Below are 18,383 nucleotides of genomic sequence, written 5' to 3' on the forward strand. Positions count from 1 at the left end.
TTTACTCACCTCGTTTTGCCATTAACAGCTCTATCTCCTGCTCGTTGATTCCCACCATTGCTTCTCCCAAGTCTTCGGAAAGTTCTGCAAGCATTTTATAATCGTTATAATTGGTAACTGCCTTTACGATTGCCTGCGCACGTTTCTGTGGATTTCCGGACTTAAAGATACCGGAACCTACAAATACACCTTCTGCACCTAACTGCATCATCAGGGCTGCATCTGCCGGAGTTGCCACACCACCTGCTGCAAAGTTTACTACCGGAAGACGTTTGTTATCGTGTACATACTGTACTAATGCAAACGGAACACGAAGCTCTTTTGCTGCTTCAAATAATTCATCTTCACGCATAGAACCGATTCTTGCAATTTCCTGGTTCATCATTCTCATATGACGTACTGCCTGTACTACATCACCGGTTCCCGGCTCTCCCTTGGTACGAATCATAGATGCTCCTTCATTGATTCTACGAAGTGCTTCGCCAAGGTCTTTTGCACCACATACAAATGGTACTTTGAACTTTGTCTTGTCAATATGATAAACATCATCTGCCGGAGAAAGTACTTCACTTTCATCAATGTAATCAATTTCGATTGCCTCTAAAATCTGTGCTTCTGCAAAATGTCCGATTCTACATTTTGCCATAACCGGAATAGATACCGCTTCCTGAATCCCCTTTATCATGGCGGGGTCACTCATTCTTGCCACACCACCTGCTGCACGAATATCTGCCGGGATTCTCTCCAATGCCATAACTGCACACGCACCTGCTTCTTCTGCAATCTTTGCCTGTTCCGGTGTGGTAACGTCCATGATAACGCCACCCTTTAACATCTGTGCTAATTCTTTATTTAATTCATATCTTTTCTGTTCCATCTTGTTTCTCCTTTTTCCTACAATTTTCTTTACAATTCACATGTTCCCTATTATAATCAAAAGTGACCTTATTAAAATATCCATTTTGAATATATTCAGAATGGTCAGATTGTGAAAGGAGTTTCCATTGCTTACCTATTCATTTGCCGATTTAGGTTCAGACAGTCTTTACGAACATTTATATAAATGCATTAAAAACGACATATTAAACGGGGTTTTAACCATTGGAGAAAAACTGCCCTCCAAACGAAATTTTGCGAAGAATCTGAACATAAGTACCATTACCGTGGAAAATGCTTATGCCCAGTTAATGGCAGAAGGTTATATTTATTCCCTTCCTAAAAAAGGATATTTTGTGGCGGATATCTCTACTTCTGTTTTGGAAAATACCGCAAACACATTTTTTCCTGTAACAGATGCTCCGGTAACGGAAGTTCCGGTAACGCAAAAACCTTATTTTGCCGACTTTGTTTCCAATAGTATTACTGCCGATAATTTTCCTTTTTCCATTTGGGCAAAAATTATCCGTGAAGTTATTTCTGAGGAATGTGATGCGCTTATGACCAATCCTCCCGCCGGTGGAATCCCGGAACTTCGCAATGCCATTGCACAATATTTATTTCAATTTCGGGGAATGAAAGTAGACCCTGCCCAGATTATTATTGGAGCAGGTACAGAATATCTCTACGGACTGCTTATACAGCTGTTAGGAAATAACAACACTTTCGGCGTAGAAGACCCGGGTTATCGAAAAATTGCACAGATTTATAACAGTCACCGGGCAAATTGTAAACACATCCCTTTGGATAACTACGGTGTAGAACTGGGAGCATTAGAAGAAAGTGGAGCTGATATTATCCATATTTCGCCTTCTCATCACTACCCTACCGGAATCGTCACTCCAATCAGCAGACGTTATGAACTACTGGGGTGGGCTTCCAGATCATCTTCTCGCTATATTATCGAGGACGATTATGACTGTGAATTTCGTTTACAGGGAAAACCCATTCCTTCCCTACAAAGTATTGATGTAATGGAAAAAGTTATCTATATTAACACCTTTTCCAAAAGCCTTGCTTCTACTATTCGTATCAGCTATATGGTGCTTCCACACCATTTATTGGAACGCTTTTACCGCCAGCTTGGCTTTTACTCCTGTACGGTATCCAACTTCGAGCAGTACACCCTTGCTCACTTTATCAGTCAGGGATATTTTGAAAAGCACATCAACCGCACCAGAAATTTTTATAAAACACAGCGAGATACTCTTTTGAATTGTATTAAAAACAGCCCGCTGGCTTCTCGCTCCACGATTATGGAAGAAGATGCCGGTTTGCATTTTCTACTGAAGCTTGACACCAAATTGTCCGATGAAGACTTAATTGAAAAAGCAAAACAGGCAGGACTTCATATCGCCTGCCTGTCTAAATACTACTATAATCCACAAAAAAACATGGAACACACCTTAGTCATGAATTACTCCGGATTAGAACCGGAGAAAATTCCTGAAGCTGTTCACCGTCTTTGTACCTGTCTGGATTTAGCATAGTTTTATTTATCTTATAGTTTACAGAACTCTTCTACTAACTCCTCAATCTGGGCAAGACTCTGTCTCCAGAAGTCCGGAGTTGTCAAGTCAATGCCTTCCATTGCTGCTGCCTGTTCTACGGTGCACACCGGCGTAGCATGGAGCATTGCTTTATATTTTGGAACAAAGTCTGCTCCTTCTTTTTCAAACTTACTATAAAGTCCCAGTGCGAATAATCCACCGAATGCATATGGGAAGTTATAAAAGCTAAGACCGGAAGAATAATAATGGCTCTTGCATGCCCACATGTATGGATGCAGATAGTTACTGTCCAAACCATCTCCGTAAGCTTTTTTCTGTGCCTCTATCATCAGATTTTTACAATCCTCTGCCATTAAAAACTTGTCCTGACACTGTTCAAATACAGATGTTTCAAACAAGTATCTGGAATAAATATCTACAATTACCTGTGTATGTTCCATCAAACTGTTTTCCAACAGATTTAACTTTTCTTCTCCGGTTGCTTCCTTTAACGCTGCTTTTACCAGATGTGTCTCATTAAAGGTAGATGCTGTTTCTGCCACCGGCATTGGGTAATCCTGATTCAACATACGGTGATCCTGTATCTGCACATTATGGAATGCATGTCCTAATTCATGTGCCAGAGTACGAATGGAACCAAAATATCCATCATAGTTGGTAAGAATACGGCTTTGCTTAATAGATGGCACTCCTGCACAGAAAGCTCCGCCTTCTTTTCCCTTCTTCGGATAAAAGTCAATCCATTCATTTTCAAAGGCTTCTTTCATCATATCTGCCATATCCGGTGAAAATTTTCCGAAATTATTCACTAAATATTCTTTTGCCTCTTCCAAAGAATAAGTGGTATCACTCTTTCCCATAGGAGCAAACAGTTCATACCAAGGAAGACCGTTCTTGTATCCTAACATCTCTGCTTTTTTACGCATATATTTACGGAACACCGGAAGATATTCCTCAATGGCTGTCATCATTGCATCCAGCGTTTTTCTACTCATGCGGGACTGTTCTAAAGTCATATCTATCGGAGATGCATATCCTCTCTTTTTGCAAATCATAGTAAACTGATTCTTGATATTATTTAAAGAAAATGCAATGGAATCCTGAATCTTTTCATAAGATGCAATTTCCGCTTCGTATGCTTCTTTACGAACTTTCGCATCCGGACTGTATGCAAGGTTACGAGCTTCTGATAAGGTAATCTCTTTTCCCTGATAATCTACCTTTACCGTAGAGGTTAAATAGGAAAACAGCTTGCCCCAGGCGGAACCACCTGTAATATCCATAGCCGCAATCATCTCTTCTACTTCATCACTCAAGAGATGTTCTGCCTCTTTTTTCGCTTCTTTTAACATAAATGTATATTCACGAATCAGGTCGCTTTCTTTTGCCATAGCATCTACATCCGGAATTTTCGCATAGATTTTCTGTGCTGCTGCCTGTGTTGCGGAACCCTCTGACCATATTTTCATCAAGCGTCCCTGCTGCGCCATTGCTTCTCCATTTTCAGTATCTACAGACTGTATAAGAGAAATATAAGTATCAAGATTAAATACCAGCTCTGCCACTTGTTCATTTGCTACGATTAATTCTTCTACAAGGTCTTTTAAATCCTTTGTGCCTTCTTGCGCTACCAGTTCTTTTTCTTTCTTCATGGCAGTTTCTAATTTTTTAAAGTCTGCTTCATACTTTGGATCATCAAACCCATTATAAATTTCTTTTAATGACCATTCTGTATTCATAATATCTCCTTTCGATTGCGTCATTTTATGCAAAAAATTCTTTTATTTGTCCCAGAATAATTTCCATTAGTCTGGTTCTTGCCTCTACACTTGCCCATGCAATGTGCGGTGTAATCAATAATTTATCACTGTCTTTTACACGTCTTAGTGGATTTTCACTGCTCATAGGCTCTACGCAAAGTACATCTAATCCTGCTGCTGCAATTTTTCCCTGCTCAAGTGCCTGTGCTAAATCCTCTTCCACCACAATTGGACCTCTTCCTACATTTAAGAAGATAGCTGTGGGTTTCATTTTGTGGAAGGCTTTCTCGTCCATGAGATTTTCTGTTTCCGGTGTCAACGGTGCATGAACAGATACAATATCTGACTGTGTTAAAAGTGTATCAAAGTCCACTCTTTCATATCCCGGCTGACTGTTTTTCCCGGAAGTAGAATAGTAAATTACTTTGCAGCCAAAGCACTTTGCTATATCTGCCACTCTTCTTCCGATTGCACCAAGTCCGATAATTCCCCAGGTCATTCCTGCAAGCTGGGAAAACTTTTTATCAAAATGTGTAAACAGACAATCCCCTATGTATTTTTCACTTTTTACATAATCATCATAGTATGGAAGATGTTCTAACAGGTAAAATAACATAGCAAAGGTGTGCTGTGCCACCGATTCTGTAGAATAACCTGCTACATTGCGCCATGCAATCCCACGCTTATCCAAGTATTCCTTATCTAAATTATTGGTTCCCGTTGCCGTTACACAAACCAATTTTAGATTCGCTGCCTTTCCGATTGTCTGTTCATTAATGGGAACTTTATTTATGATAACCACATCTGCATCTGTTACGCGTTCTGCGGCTTCTTCCGGTGTAGAAAAATCATACTTTACAACTTCTCCAAGTGCTTCATATCCTGATAAATCAATGTCCTCTCCGATTGATTTTGCATCCAGAAAAACTATCTTCATCTCACGTTCTCCTCCTTTTGCCTTTTCTCATAAATTATACTCTGTTTTTTTCCATTTGGCTACTGTGTTCCCGCACAGATTTTCTCAAGACCTATCCATTTACAGCTAATTGTTTACGACTCATTTCATCTCCGGGAGGTGCGCCTTCTTAGCGGAACGTTTTTATGTAATGGGACGCGATTTCCTATTGCATAAAAAAACAATCAGACGAAGCACGATTTTTTTCTCTGCTTTTTCTGATTGCCTTTCCAATTCTATGCTATTTTAAGCCTCTTTTTCTACCTTATAGTTTACATATCCTCTTGGCTCATGTGGATGCTTTTTCCACAATTCGTCTGCTTTTTCTTTCCACTGACATGCATACTCTGCACATTTTCCACACAGATGCTCTGCGGATTCCGGTGACTGTAAGTCTGTGGACTTGGCACCGCTTTCCTTTACCATACGCTGCAAAATTTCCGGGTTTTCCAACATTGGACAGGGTCTTAAATGGTTATTGTTAAATGGCTGATTCTCATGGTATGCCATAAACAACGGTTGCTTTAATGCCTCTAACAAACTTACATCATGAATATTGGCACCGGAATAGTGAATGAATACACATGGTTCTACGTCTCCATTTGGATTGATATGACAGTAGTTTCTTCCTCCTGCTATACATCCACCCACATATTCACCATCATTCTGGAAATCAAAAGCAAAAATCTGTTTGCCGCCTTCAAATCCACGAATCTCACGAACTCTATGATACATATATTCACGTTGTTCTTTGGATGGAAGCAAGTCTATTGCTGCATCATTTCCAACCGGCATGTAATGGAAGTACCATGCATAACGACATCCCTTTTCAATAATCATATCTAAGAATTCATCAGATGTTACTGTCTCGATATTCTTGCTGGTATAACAGATGGATGTTCCGAAAATCAATCCGTACTTTTTCAGTAAATCCATAGCGTGCATTACTTTATCAAACACTCCGGTTCCACGTCGTAAGTCATTTACTGCTTCAAAACCTTCCAAACTAATAGAAAAGGATAAATTTCCTACGCGGCGCACTTCTTCACAAAATGCTTCATCAATCAATGTTCCATTGGTAAATGCGTGAAATTCACAATCGTTATGTTTTTCACAAAGTTTGATAATATCATCTTTACGCACCAATGGTTCTCCACCGGTCAGCATATAAAGATAGGTTCCCAGTTCCTTTCCCTGGGTAATAATACTGTCCATATCTTCAAAACTTAAGTTCAACTTATGTCCGTATTCTGCCGCCCAACATCCGGTACATTTCAGATTACATGCACTGGTTGGGTCCATTAAGATTAGCCATGGAATATTGCATTTATGTACTTTTCTCATTTCACGGATTGTTTTCGTTCCACGAAATGCTGCTTCATATCCTAAGTTTAATGCTGTCATTTTGGCAACATGTGGATCCACCTCATCTAACAGGCGGTTTACATACTGCATCCACTTTCCATCCGGATTTTGAATCATTTTCTTTGCGCCTTCATAGGATTCCTTGGTAAAATTATCTCCCATGAACTTCTGGGCTAAGTCTAAAATCTGTAAAAGCCCTTTTTCCCTGTCCTTATTTACATGACGTAATGTTTGGTCTATTGCCAAACTAAAGGCTTTTCTCTGCAAATCATGTGATAAATTACTCATAATATATCCCTCCGTTTTATCTTACGCATTAGAATTTTTTTCATTCCTTCTAATCCTATTTTCTTTCCTCAGTATAAGAAAAAACGGATTTTTTTTACATATTCAATTCTTTTTATCTGTATTTTTTATTTATACATTTTTATTTTTTTGTCTGATTCCTTATACATTTTTTTCATTTTGTATTTTTCGATATTTCACATGATTTTCTTCTACAACCTTCCCTGCAAACCCTTCTCCATTCCTTACCTGATAGTCAAAATAGTTTGCCTTAGGAAGACCATATTTCTCTAAAATTGCCATAATCGTTCCACCGTGAACCACAAATGCCACCCTGTTCCAGTTTTGCTTTTTTGCCTTTTCCATACACTGTACATAGGCTCTTATGCAGCGTTCTTTAAAATCTTTCGGTTCTTCTCCCTGTGGAAAGGCAATCGTTCCACCACTGTCAATAAACCTTTGATAATCCGGATTCCCATTTAACTCCTGATAGTTCTTATACTCAAATGCGCCAAAATCCATTTCTCGAAAATTTTCTATCACTTCCGTTTTTCCTTGAAGTTCTTGGGATTTTCCAAAAAGTGCCTCTGCACTTTGTATACAACGCACATAGGGACTGACAAATATATAATCCATCAGTCCCAGAGTTTTTCCTGTTTTTTCTAGTTCTGTCCATGCCTCCGGAAGAATCTCTTCGTCTGTTCTTCCCACATAGCGGTGCTGTGTATTTCCCTTGGTTCCTCCATGTCGGATAAAATATACTTCCATATCTGATAGCCTTTCATTTTGATATTTTCATCATATCGTGATTCTATACGAGCTTTACTTCGCAATGTACGTTCGAAAAAGCTCTGCTTTTTTTCACTGCTCATTATATCTTAATATACCACATTTTTCTGAATATTTATAAATTTTCGCCTATCTTTGTATGGTATTATCCCTGTATCTTTCCATGTTCCATTTTTATTACTTTAGCACCTTCTCTTTTTACTCTTTGCAAATCATGCGTTACAATTACTAATATTCTTTTTTCGTCTGCATATTCATATAAAATATCCATTACTTCTTCTGCTGTTTTTTTATCCAGTGCCCCTGTTGGTTCATCCGCCAGAATAATAGATGGTCTATTTACCAATGCTCTGGCAATTGCTACACGTTGACGCTGTCCCCCTGACATTTCACTTACTTTCTTATCTATGTATTGCTCCAGTTGTACTTTCTCCAACACTTCTTTTACCCGTGCTCTATAATCACTTTTTCTAACCTTTCCATACAACAATGGGATCTTTACATTTTCATATACCGTATCATCCTCTACCAATGCGTATTCCTGAAATACAAATCCAAACACTTCATTCATGATTTGTGCTTTCTTTTTTCTCTTTAATGTTCTGACTTCTGTTCCATCCAAACAATACTTTCCCTCATAATCACGCTCAATACATCCTATAATGTTTAATAACGTCGATTTCCCTGCTCCCGACTCTCCAATAATAATTATCTTGTCACCTTCTGCCATAAATAAATTTACATCAGCTACTGCTGTTGTCTGCATATTCTCGCTCTTATATATTTTTGTAATTCCGTTCAAGTCGATTTTCATATTGCACCTCCATCTCTTAAGTTTAAGCTATAATTTTGCCTTTTTAATTTTGGAGTAAGTATTCCTGCAAATATTAATATAATGCCTGCTTCCAATAATTCATAAAACCCTAATTCTTCCAATTGAATAATTCCCAAAAAAATTCCTATACCGGTGGAAATTAACAATATTACTACAAAAAAAGTTACAACCCGCATAAAAATATCTGTCAGTAATGCTCCGTGTATCAAATGTAATGAAAATTCTCGAATTCTCTTTTTTATCATTCCGTTTAAAATAAGTGTGGTACACAACATACAGCTCAGCAATATAATCACCAAAAATGGGTCTATAAATTTTAAAATAAACGCAATTTCCTCTGTATCTTTTGGTTTTTCCTTTTTTACATCTAAAAATCCTGTATTAACATTCCTTAAAAACTGTGTCTCTCTCTCTTTATCTTTGGAAAGAATCTGTGTATTTTTTACCAATTGATACATTACATCATAATTTTCAGGACTTACCCATTCTAAAATTTGAGGCTCTGAAATAATGATAAAAACTTTATTATCTGTAAACTCTGTTGCATTATCCAAGGTGGTAAACTCTGTATCGCCTTTTATTACACTATCTACCTTATACTTCTTTCCGTTTACCGTTATCTCACGAATCTGCGTCAATCCACTCCCGACCAATATGGATACATTTTTTTCAAGCTTTTTCTCAAATAGCTTTTTGGGAACATCTCCAAATACAATATAAGTATCCAGCGCCCCTATTGTCTTTGCCTGCAACTGTACATGACAATAAGAAAATGCATTTTTTTGATAAATGTCACTCAAATTTTTCAAAAATTCTTCCGGCTGTTCCGGTTGCATTCCAATTACATAAGTTTGAAATTTTTTATAATCCTGAGCTTTTTGTTGTTCTATTTCCATTTTCTCTCTATATAACGAATCGGTCGTAGATACCACAATAAACATCATATTTAAGAAAAATAAAATGTAACACAATGCCAGCCACTTTTCATTCCATATATCTTTTATGCCAAGCCAAATATCATTTAACATAAGCTTTTGTCCCCCTTATTTCTAAAACTTGCATATTGCAAATATAACTAAACCAAAATAGGAATCCGGTTACCAGCACATGCCCCAAATAAAGACATACAGTGCTCCATATTCCTACATATTGGGGAACCGCATTTTTCATAAAAACATGACAAACCAGTGTCATAATAGCCGAACCTATGATATTTACTTTAAAATATCTTTCTGACAGATGGCAAAATATCTTCCAGCTTGTTCCTCCACACAACTTATTTATTTTCAGTATTCTTCTGTTATAAAAAAACATCATACCGCACGCAAATGCATAAATAGGATATAATGCTGCATTTGCCGCAAACACTACTATTTCATACAAGCTCTGTGGTATTATATCTTCTATTTTTATCCATGTATTTTGTTTTTTTTCTGCTACTCTATACCCCTCTGAAACAAGCCTATGCTCTATTTTTTGTAGTTTCTCTGTATCGTCACTATCGATATATATTGTCTCGCCCATTTTTTCCACTGATGTCATATTTACTATATAATCAATTCCTGATTGATACAATTTACTTGATGTGTCAATTAAGAAAATGCACTCTTCACAGATTCCTTTCTGTGTCATCTGCTGTATATTTCCCCCAAACAGTTGGCTTTCTGACCAAGCTACTGCTGCTCCTGTCTTGGTATGTTCTAAATAATCTTTTTTAGAAAAATATCTTCGCTCACCGATAGATTGCACCGGATTTTCATTATAAAAATAATATCTTGGATCATACAGCGCAATATAATTTTCATTAGAATATTCCGAAATAATTGTTACATTCGTATCATTTTCTAAATCAATAATTTCTTCCACTGACTTTTCACATAGGCTTTCCCTGACAAGTTTCATATAATTTTCTGATAATCCATAAGGTACATCTTTAGCTGCTATTCTTCTCCCTATACAATAGGTGAAAGAAATAAAGGTCGAACTCATTATTAGACAACTAATGATTGCACAAAGTATACATTGTTTTCTATAAGCCATGTATTTACTCCTTTTATATATGGAGAAAGAAAAACCTCTCTCCATATAGTTTTTACTCTGATACCTTCACCGTATATGGTTGTATATTTGTATTTCTACCTGCCTTTCCAAAGCTATACTTGCATGTTGTTTTCGAACCAAAATTCCACTTATCTTTTACTGTAATTTTACCTATTCTTTGTTTTGTATCATTAGGTCCCGTTGAATTAACTTGTTTAGATGACACATCACCCTGCACATCATATGTAATTCTACTATATGTTGGATAACCAAATTTTCCCCCTATATCTATCCAATCTGCCCCATACACCGATACTGTTCCCACATATGTATCACTAAGTCCTCCTTCATGATAATTTTCAACATATGTTCTACTACTTAAACTCCATGTATTACTTGCCAGCACTTCCATTCCCAAAATACAAATTGCCATTACTGCTAAACCTATTAAATTTCTTTTTTTCTTCATAACGCTCTCCTTCTTTTACCCAATTTTACTTTTTCAATTTTCCTACTACTTATACCTCTTGCCACCTCCTTGTATTATGATTTTGCATTTTATCGTTTTTTGTCGAAAAACACCATGAACTTTGAGGAAAATTTCAAAGAAAAAATCAACATACTTTTTGATTTTTAAAAAATATGTTGATTTTTATATGTTTTTATTTGAAATACCTCTTACCGTTATTGCATTTCTCTTCAAATGATTGTGTAAGCATAATATTTTCATTATTACTTATAACTTAAAATGTTTTGGGTATTGAGTCTTCTTTAACTTTCCAAAATCCACTGTGCTTTACTTCCCTTTTCGGTTTTGCTTACTACCAGTTTGCGGTCTATCTGTTCCTTCAACTCCGTTACATGGGAAATAATCCCTACCAGTCGGCTATTTCCTGCTAATTCTGTCAGGATTCCGATTGCCTTACTTCTGGATTCTTCATCCAGTGAACCAAATCCTTCATCAATAAACATGGTATCCAAATGTACTTTTCCTGCCATACGTTGAATAATATCTGCCATTCCAAGTGCCATAGACAATGCTGCCATAAAGGACTCTCCACCTGACAGTGTTTTTACATCTCTTACCTTATCTGTAACTAAGTCATATACATCCAGGTCCAGTCCTACTTCTCCACGTTTTCCCAGATTCTCCATATCCCTGCACTGCAATATAAATTGACTGTCGCTCATTTTTACTAAACGACGATTTGCTTCTGCTACTATATATTTAAAGTAACGTCTTTGCACATAGGTCTGTAAATCTAATCTTGCCTGCTGATTCAAATTTCCGTTGGCAGTACGGTCTAAATCATGGATAACCTCATATTCCTTTTCCAAAACATTTCTCTTTTGAAACAGCTTTTTTAAATTTTCCTGCGCCTGCTGATTGCGACTTTCTTTTCCGGCAATAAGAATTCTTTGTTGTTCTAACTGCTTTATCTCCACTGCCAGTCTTTGTGCTTCTTCCTCCAGCTCTTTTGTATCTATTCTTTCTTTTCCGGAAAGCTCCTGTTTTCTCTTGGCAAACTGTTCTTCTAATGTAACTAACGTTCCCTGTTCCTTTGCCTGAGACTGCTGCAACTCCTGCACTTGTTTTTCCAACGTCTCTTTTTGCTGCTCCAGTTCTGTCTTTTTCTGTTCTGTTTTTCGCAGATTTTCCTGCAATTCCTGTTCTGTTTTATAAGGAAGTTCCTGTTCTATATTTTGCAAGGTTTCACTTGCCGTTTTCTGTTCTGCCTGTAATTGAAAACAGCTTTGTGTTGCATCTTCTCGCTCTTTGGATAATTTCTCCTGCTCCTCTAGTAACCTCTCCTGCTGTTTTTTATATGCTTCGCAGGACTTCTTTTGTTCTTCTGCCTCACCGCGCTGTTTTTTTACCTTGGCATATTCTTCTTTACACTGTATACGCTGTTGTAGTATCTCTTCTGCTTCTAATTTTCTGCCAAAAATACGCTGTGCTTCCTGATCTAATAGAGACTGTTCCTTTTCTGCCTGTCCTCTTTTTTCCTGATAAGCCTCTTTTTTCTGATTCAGTAAACTATCTGCCTGTTCACGCTGTTTTTTTGCCTGTTCCACTTCCTGCTGGGTAACTGCCTCTTGGGAAAGGCAAGCCTTCTTGGGATGTTCTAAGGAACCACAAACCGGACATGGTTCCCCTTCCTGAAGTTTTTCAGCAATGATTCCCACCTGTTCTTCAATAAAGATGCGATTTTTCTCTTCGTAGGCTCTACTCTTTTCCTGATAATCCTCCAGTTGCCTTTGCACCTGTTCTCTTTGCTTTTCGCACTCTTTCTGTAACTTTTCTATCAGCTCTGCCCGCTGTTTCATTTCTTCTAGGCTTTGCTGTTTTTCCGCTAATGCTCTCTCTTTTAATAGAAGTTCTGACAATACTTCCGGTGCCTGTTCTAACTGTTGAATTTGCACTGCTTTTTTCTCTAGTTCCTGCTTTTTCTTCTGCAATTCGCTTTCTAAAACTGCAAGTCTCTTTTCTGCCTCTGTTTTCTTTTGTTCTGTCTGACGGAGTCTTTCCTGTTTTTCTTTTAAAATCACATATTTCGGCAAAAGTGCTCTCCACCCTGCGATTTGCTCTTGCAGACTTGGCATCTGCGTTTGATAGACTTTTGCCTGTTCCTGCTGTTGCTCCAGGATTTTCTGCAATTTTTCCTTATTATTTTCTATCTGAAGTTTTGTCTGTGCAATTTTCTGTTCTTCCTGCACCAGTTGTTCCAACTGATGATTAATATCTACTGCCTGTTTTTTCTTAATACTGTTGTCTGTGGCACATTTTTGTTTTTTCTGAAGAAATTCCTCTACTTTTTCCCGCTGCTCCTTCATTTCTTCTAACATCTGACCTACAATCTCTATGGTTTGCTCTGCCTGGGTTTCTTTCTTGTCTTTACATTCTTCCCATGCGGAAAAATACTTGCTGTTGGTAAAGCAGGCAACGCTCTCTACTTCATGTGCCCACAGTTTTCGATTATCTTCTAAATTTCCATATACCTGTTTTGCCTGCTCTTTCAGTTTTTGCTGGATAAAACGATAAATTCGCGTATCAAAAACACGTTCAAAGATTTCTTTTCGTTCCTTGGATGGGGCATGTAACAACTTCATAAATTCCCCTTGTGCTATCATACAAATCTGGGTAAACTGTCCGGCATCCACTCCGATAATCTCTATAATTTTTTCATTAATATCACGAATCTTTCCGGGGAACACCTGACCGTCCGGCATGGTAAGCTCTACTGATGCAGCCTCATTGGTAAGGGTTAATTCTCCCTCTTTATTTCGTCTTTTACTGGTTCTTTTATAGTTGGGATTGCGGCGAATACCATAGATTTGTCCCTGGTAGGAAAAAACAAACTCTACATAAGTAGGTGTGTTTCCATCTGCATACTGGCTGCGCATCATTTCTCCCTCTCTACGCCCACCACTGGTCTGGTCAAACAATGCATAAGTAATGGCATCAAATACTGTTGTTTTTCCGGCACCAGTATCTCCTGTAATTAAGAAAATTCCATTGTTTACTTTTTCAAAGTCTATGGTTTCTACACCTGCATAGGAACCAAATGCCGACATAGTAAGTCTTACCGGTTTCATGCTTCATCCTCCCTGCATTGATTGATAATATCTGCCACAATCTTTTCCTCTGTTTCACTCAGCGTCTGCTGATTCATTTCTTCATAAAAAGAACGGAAAATCTCCATTGGTTGCAGTTGCATATCTAATCCTTCTTTTTCTTCTATCAGACTTTTGGTTCTGCTGTTTTCAATGCGAAGTTCCAAAATAAAATCATACACTTCTTCTAACTGTTCTTTCGGATTATATGGCTCTTTTTCATCTGTCATTGTCACACTGATAAAGTCATGACAGTTTTCCTTCGTTGCCCGCGCTAATATCTCTTTTAACATTCCCTTTTCTCTTCGCACTTCCTGTATCGGTACAAGCGGAATGGTATCAATAATTGGTTCTGCTCCTTTTTCTTCCAGTGTTACCATAGTAATGGACTTTTTATGATGTTCCTCACTGACGGAGTATTTTAACGGTGTGCCACAATAACGAATGGATGGCTTTTTGACCATTTGTGCTCCATGAATATGTCCAAGTGCCGCATAGTCAAACTGTTCTATGACAGACACATCCACATTATCCAGTCCTCCCACGGAAAGCACTGTATTTTCAGACTCGCAAAGCTCCGGTGCTTTTCCGCCATTGGTATAAAACTGATGGGACAGTAAGACATTTCGTTCCTGGTAATCAATATTTTCTCTTGCTAAGATTTCACGCACTGCACTTTCATAATCCGTTACAACACCTTCTTCAAATAGATGTCTGACATATCCCGGTTTTAAAAAGGGAAGCAAATAAAAATTCACTGTTCCCCATTTATCCTGTAACTGTATTTTCTTTAAATGTTCCTCCGGCTGCTGTGGTGGAAGAACTGACACATAGATATGATGTTTCTCCAAAAAACTGCTGGCATAATTCAGTCGTTGCGCATTATCATGATTGCCTGCAATGATTAATACCGGTGTTTCCGGCAATTTTTCAGAAAGTTCATTTAAAAAATCATCAAACAGTGTATACGCCTCTCCCGATGGTACGGATTTATCGAAAATGTCTCCGCAAATCAAAATTACATCCGGAGCATATTCCTGTGCCCGTTCCACAATCTGATGCAATACTGCCTGTTGATTCTCCTTAAGACTATAATAATGTAGTTGCTTTCCTATGTGTAAATCTGATAAATGAAAGATTTTCAAATCTGCTCTCCTTTATTTTACAAACCTATTCCATGGCAAGATACTTTTTCAATGCCGGCATCAATTCCTTTGTCTGGCGATAGCCTTCTTCATACAATTTTGTAAGTTTTTCCGGATCTGATTCTGTACGTCCAATACCGTAAGTAGTTTCCGGTGCTATTACAAAGACTTCTCCTGCCTCTTCCTTTTCAAACAGCTCTTTTATACAAACATTATAACGTTCCGGTCTTTTCTCTAAATCTTCTACAATTTTCGGATACTTTTTATATAATTTCTGTGAAATAACTCCCGCACGTTCCTGCTTCTTTACATAGCCTCGTTCTCTGGTAAGAATTACAATGTTCTTGTCACATCCCTCTTTGATTGCCTGTTTATAAGGAATGGAGTCTGCTAACCCACCGTCCAGATAATAATGCTTTCCTACTTTTACCGGTTGAAATAAGATTGGTAATGCACAGCTTGCCACAATTACCTCATACTTGTCATCTCTTCTTGGTACTTCAATATATTCTGCCTTCCCGGTATGAATATTTGTCACACCTGCCACTACTTTTCCCGGATATGCTTCAAATGCATCCATATCAAAGGGCAACAATTTATTCGGCACCTCGCCAAAAGCAAAGTCCAGATTATAAAAATTCCTTTTTTTCAATAAATGCTTTACGCCCATATAACGCTTGTCCGGCATATATTTTGTAGCCAATTCCAGATTTCTGCCTTTTTGCTTGGATAAATAAGATACGCCATAGGCGATTCCTGCCGAAACTCCGATAAAGTAATCCGGCATAATTCCTTCCTCTAAAAATGCATCTGTAACGCCACAGCTAAATACGGTTCTGCTGGCACCGCCTTCCATTGTAATTCCTAGTTTCATTTCTATTCCTGCCTTCTCTCTTATTTTTCTCCATATATTTTTTATTATATAACTTTCGTGTTTTGTGAGCAAGAAAAAACCTTTTTATCTCAACTCTTTGTCCCAAAATGGTTTACCAGAATTTTACACACACTTTACTTATACTTAGAACTACATTTTACTTTCTTCTGTTATCCTCATATTATAAAAGGAGGGTACTATTATGAAACAATTATATAAACTATCTCAACAATTTGAATCCAATGGTTTTGCATCTGCCACTACAATGTATGTGGTTCTTCGTACTTTGGCAGTATTTGTTCCTTCTCTTATTGTAGGATTTTTACTAAAAGACATGATTCATTTACCGGCAACCACTCCTACCACTTTTGTATTTATTTTCTGTGGATGGATAACAGTTATCTTTGGTTTCTGGGGATCTTTATTATATTTAATGCGTCAGGATTAATTTTCACCGTATTTTTTTCTTTTTTTGTTGTATAATAAATATAGTTTCTATTTTCAACTTGTTTATTATCAATGGAGGAAATAAGATGAATCGTTCTGAAGAACTTCGCATGACCTACTCCGGACTTTTCATGCATAAAGGTGAGAAAACCGTCCGGGTATCCTTTGAACGTGGCGAAAAAGACTTTGCCGAGGGAATTCTCCCCGGTGGTACAATTGAAAAATCCTCTGGATTTTCTCCGGAGGAATTGCAGCAGTTAAGCGACTATCTCGTTTATCATGCTGCTGATATTATGAAAAAAGCAAAAGAAGTTAATCCAATTAGAGACTGGATCCGGGAGAAATAATTCTCCCGCCAGTCTCTTTTTCCTTTTGCTATTCTTCTTTGTTATCTACCGGAATAGAATCGTGATGTCCGGTAATGGAATAAATTACCCATTCTGCAATATTGGTTGCATGATCTCCGATACGTTCAAAATATTTTGCTACCATAAGCAAATCTGTTGCCTGCTCACTATGTTCTGCATTGGTACGAATCAAAGCAATTAACGTTTCTTTAATTTCACTGAACAAGTCGTCTACGGTGTCATCGTTATCAATGACTGACTGTGCCAACTTCAAATCCTTTTGTACAAATGCTTCTACACTATGTGTCACCATAATTGTGGTTTCCATTGCCATTTGTGGAATCAAAGTTAAATCCTTTATGTATGGTTCGTTCGCCAGGGCAATGGTAATCTCAGAAATATCAGATGCCTGATCTCCGATACGCTCCATATCTGTAATCATTTTCAACGCCGCAGAAATCAAACGCAAATCCTTTGCAACCGGCTGTTGCTGTAACAAAAGTTTCATACACAAGGATTCAATATCTCTTTCCTGTCGGTCAATTTCCTGATCAAACGCAACGGTATTTTTTGCCGCCTCTACATCTTTGCGAATCAGCGCATTTACAGACATTTGAATTGCCTGCTCAATCAAATTGCCCATTTCAATTAACTCATTATTCAGTTGTTCTAATTGTCTGTCAAAGCGATTTCTCATAATTAACCAAACCTTCCTGTAATATAGTCTTCGGTTCTCTTATCCTGTGGAACAGAGAACATTTTTTCTGTTTCACCATATTCTACAATTTCACCTAAAAGGAAAAATACGGTTTTGTCAGAAACACGAGTTGCCTGCTGCATATTATGTGTTACCATTACAATTGTATAGTCTTTCTTTAATTCTATGACCAAATCTTCTATCTTAGAGGTAGAAATCGGGTCTAAGGCAGAAGTCGGTTCATCCATTAAGATTACTTCCGGATTTACCGCAAGGGCACGGGCAATACAAATTCTCTGCTGTTGTCCACCGGAAAGTCCCAGTGCACTCTTTTTCAAACGATCCTTCACTTCATCCCAGATTGCCGCATCTCTCAGTGATTTTTCCACAATTTCATCTAACTGAGCTCTATTGCGGATTCCATGAGTACGAGGACCATAGGCAATATTGTCATAAACGCTCATTGGAAATGGATTTGGCTTCTGGAATACCATTCCCACACGTTTACGCAGTTCATTGGTGTCTATATTGTGATAAATATCGGTACCATCTAAGGTTATTTCTCCTGTAATTTTACATCCCTCTACTAAATCATTCATACGATTTAAGGATTTTAATAAGGTTGACTTTCCACATCCGGAAGGTCCAATAAAAGCGGTAATTTCGTTGGATAAAATCGGAAGATTTACATTCCTTAACGCATGGAAATCTCCATAATATAAATCCAGCCCGCTAATGTTAATTTTAGGTGTTGGTTGTTTTATCATAACAATTCTCCTTTT

At 37.7% G+C, this 18,383-nt stretch carries 17 protein-coding genes; 3 read left to right on the forward strand and 14 right to left on the reverse strand.

Annotated elements, in window-relative coordinates; genetic code table 11:
- Position 1 precedes the first annotated feature (1 nt).
- Entirely contained in the window at positions 2–877 is an 876-nt protein-coding gene (gene pdxS, locus KQI83_RS14630) for a pyridoxal 5'-phosphate synthase lyase subunit PdxS (RefSeq protein ID WP_216559591.1), read from the reverse strand.
- A gap of 127 nt (positions 878–1,004) precedes the next feature.
- On the opposite strand from pdxS, the gene pdxR reads away from it, so the two are divergent.
- Complete coding sequence (gene pdxR, locus KQI83_RS14635; protein WP_216559593.1) at positions 1,005–2,426, forward strand: MocR-like pyridoxine biosynthesis transcription factor PdxR; 1,422 nt, start codon at positions 1,005–1,007, stop codon at positions 2,424–2,426.
- An 11-nt stretch (positions 2,427–2,437) separates the two neighbouring features.
- Here the strand turns inward: pdxR and KQI83_RS14640 are convergent, their stop codons facing one another.
- The 11 genes from KQI83_RS14640 to KQI83_RS14690 form a co-directional block, all read right to left on the reverse strand.
- A complete protein-coding gene (locus KQI83_RS14640) occupies positions 2,438–4,186 on the reverse strand; it encodes a M3 family oligoendopeptidase (RefSeq protein ID WP_216559595.1) in 1,749 nt (582 codons plus the stop codon).
- Positions 4,187–4,211: 25 nt separating this feature from the next.
- On the reverse strand, positions 4,212–5,144 hold the full coding sequence (locus tag KQI83_RS14645; protein ID WP_216559597.1) for a D-2-hydroxyacid dehydrogenase: 933 nt from the start codon (positions 5,142–5,144) through the stop codon (positions 4,212–4,214).
- A gap of 264 nt (positions 5,145–5,408) precedes the next feature.
- Positions 5,409–6,815, reverse strand: coding sequence for a radical SAM protein (locus KQI83_RS14650; RefSeq protein WP_216559599.1), 1,407 nt, complete (start codon positions 6,813–6,815; stop codon positions 5,409–5,411).
- Positions 6,816–6,974: 159 nt separating this feature from the next.
- Entirely contained in the window at positions 6,975–7,580 is a 606-nt protein-coding gene (locus tag KQI83_RS14655; RefSeq protein WP_216559601.1) for a histidine phosphatase family protein, read from the reverse strand.
- A gap of 166 nt (positions 7,581–7,746) precedes the next feature.
- Positions 7,747–8,415: an ABC transporter ATP-binding protein gene (locus KQI83_RS14660; protein WP_216559603.1), complete on the reverse strand. Its 669-nt coding sequence runs from the start codon at positions 8,413–8,415 to the stop codon at positions 7,747–7,749.
- A complete protein-coding gene (locus KQI83_RS14665; RefSeq protein ID WP_216559605.1) occupies positions 8,412–9,464 on the reverse strand; it encodes a hypothetical protein in 1,053 nt (350 codons plus the stop codon). The genes KQI83_RS14660 and KQI83_RS14665 overlap by 4 nt, the downstream gene beginning before the upstream one ends.
- A complete protein-coding gene (locus tag KQI83_RS14670; protein ID WP_216559607.1) occupies positions 9,454–10,476 on the reverse strand; it encodes a hypothetical protein in 1,023 nt (340 codons plus the stop codon). Before KQI83_RS14670 ends, KQI83_RS14665 begins: the two co-directional genes overlap by 11 nt.
- A gap of 52 nt (positions 10,477–10,528) precedes the next feature.
- Positions 10,529–10,945, reverse strand: coding sequence for a hypothetical protein (locus KQI83_RS14675; protein ID WP_216559609.1), 417 nt, complete (start codon positions 10,943–10,945; stop codon positions 10,529–10,531).
- 302 nt (positions 10,946–11,247) lie between these two features.
- Positions 11,248–14,073, reverse strand: a complete 2,826-nt coding sequence (locus KQI83_RS14680; protein WP_216559611.1) for an AAA family ATPase — start codon at positions 14,071–14,073, stop codon at positions 11,248–11,250.
- A complete protein-coding gene (locus KQI83_RS14685) occupies positions 14,070–15,236 on the reverse strand; it encodes an exonuclease SbcCD subunit D (protein ID WP_216559613.1) in 1,167 nt (388 codons plus the stop codon). The genes KQI83_RS14680 and KQI83_RS14685 overlap by 4 nt, the downstream gene beginning before the upstream one ends.
- Before the next feature lie 25 nt (positions 15,237–15,261).
- Positions 15,262–16,110 (reverse strand): patatin-like phospholipase family protein, encoded by an 849-nt coding sequence (locus KQI83_RS14690; protein ID WP_216559615.1) that lies wholly within the window; start codon positions 16,108–16,110, stop codon positions 15,262–15,264.
- 202 nt (positions 16,111–16,312) lie between these two features.
- Between KQI83_RS14690 and KQI83_RS14695 the strand changes: the two genes are divergently transcribed.
- Both KQI83_RS14695 and KQI83_RS14700 read left to right on the forward strand, forming a co-directional pair.
- The gene (locus KQI83_RS14695; protein ID WP_216559617.1) at positions 16,313–16,558 is read left to right on the forward strand and encodes a hypothetical protein; all 246 of its coding nucleotides are present in this window, start codon (positions 16,313–16,315) and stop codon (positions 16,556–16,558) included.
- An 85-nt stretch (positions 16,559–16,643) separates the two neighbouring features.
- Entirely contained in the window at positions 16,644–16,904 is a 261-nt protein-coding gene (locus KQI83_RS14700) for a hypothetical protein (RefSeq protein ID WP_216559619.1), read from the forward strand.
- 28 nt (positions 16,905–16,932) lie between these two features.
- On the opposite strand, the gene phoU is transcribed toward KQI83_RS14700, so the two are convergent.
- Positions 16,933–17,601 (reverse strand): phosphate signaling complex protein PhoU, encoded by a 669-nt coding sequence (gene phoU / locus KQI83_RS14705; RefSeq protein WP_216559622.1) that lies wholly within the window; start codon positions 17,599–17,601, stop codon positions 16,933–16,935.
- A 2-nt stretch (positions 17,602–17,603) separates the two neighbouring features.
- Complete coding sequence (gene pstB, locus KQI83_RS14710) at positions 17,604–18,368, reverse strand: phosphate ABC transporter ATP-binding protein PstB (RefSeq protein WP_216559624.1); 765 nt, start codon at positions 18,366–18,368, stop codon at positions 17,604–17,606.
- Between the last annotated feature and the right edge of the window lie 15 nt (positions 18,369–18,383).

The organism is Roseburia sp. MSJ-14 (assembly GCF_018918225.1).
In the GTDB taxonomy this organism is placed as follows: domain Bacteria; phylum Bacillota; class Clostridia; order Lachnospirales; family Lachnospiraceae; genus Petralouisia.